Below are 838 nucleotides of genomic sequence, written 5' to 3' on the forward strand. Positions count from 1 at the left end.
AGTCAATGACAACGCTCTGAATCCTGCATCATGAAGTCATTTAGGTATACAATATTATTCACTTGGTTTGTTTTGAAGAACCTGAGAGAATCGTAGGGTTATTAAAACCACTAGGTTCACTATGAAACTTTTAGTAAGAAACTTGGCTCGTCAAACGACTGAGCAAGACATGCGTGCACTGTTTTCTGCACACGGGAAGGTAGAGCTTTGTACATTGGTTCTTGATCAAGAAACCGGCTTATCAAAAGGCTTCGGCTTTGTGATCATGCCAGATGAAGCAGAAGCGATTTCTGCACTGGAAGCGCTGAACTTGACCAGCGTAGCGAAAAGCAAGATTCGCGTGAAAGTCGCTCAAGACTAAGAGAGAGAAAAGCCAGCATCACTGCTGGCTTTTTTGTATTTCAAGAGAGGAAACGAGCGCTAATCGCATTGGCACATAACGAATTCCTTCTTTCTCGCAGAGATCATCGGTAGGTTCAAAACCGTGCTTGTGATAAAACGAAACTGCGTTGGGGGCTGAACGAAGACGCACATAACTTCTTGGCTTATCATGGGTTGAGTCCAGTATCGTATCGAGAAGTTGTTTACCCAAACCATGGTCTTGAGCTTTGGTTGCGACGAATAAGTGGGTGAGATAGTTATCATCTTTTAAAGCGGCAAAGCCAACCACTTTACTGTCGTGGAACGCCGCTAAGGCAAAGAAGTCTGGATGCGTTATTGCTTGTGTCGCATCTTGTCCGACTCTTGCGAGAAAGCGCCGTTTTCCTTCTTCGGTAAAGTGCTCAAGGATGTGGCGCTGTGTAACTTTAGAAACCAAATCCGCCACTTGTATATACCC

General features: G+C 44.6%; 2 protein-coding genes. One reads left to right on the forward strand and one right to left on the reverse strand.

The genetic code is table 11. From position 1 onward, the window contains the following. The first annotated feature begins 121 nt into the window (after positions 1-121). On the forward strand, positions 122-361 hold the full coding sequence (locus VHA02S_RS24910) for an RNA recognition motif domain-containing protein (RefSeq protein ID WP_005449890.1): 240 nt from the start codon (positions 122-124) through the stop codon (positions 359-361). A gap of 18 nt (positions 362-379) precedes the next feature. Here VHA02S_RS24910 and VHA02S_RS24915 read toward each other — a convergent pair whose 3' ends face one another. Then, entirely contained in the window at positions 380-832 is a 453-nt protein-coding gene (locus VHA02S_RS24915; RefSeq protein ID WP_255211855.1) for a GNAT family N-acetyltransferase, read from the reverse strand. Positions 833-838 lie beyond the last annotated feature (6 nt).

It is taken from the genome of Vibrio harveyi NBRC 15634 = ATCC 14126 = KCTC 12724 (assembly GCF_001591145.1).
GTDB classification, from domain to species: Bacteria; Pseudomonadota; Gammaproteobacteria; order Enterobacterales; family Vibrionaceae; genus Vibrio; species Vibrio harveyi.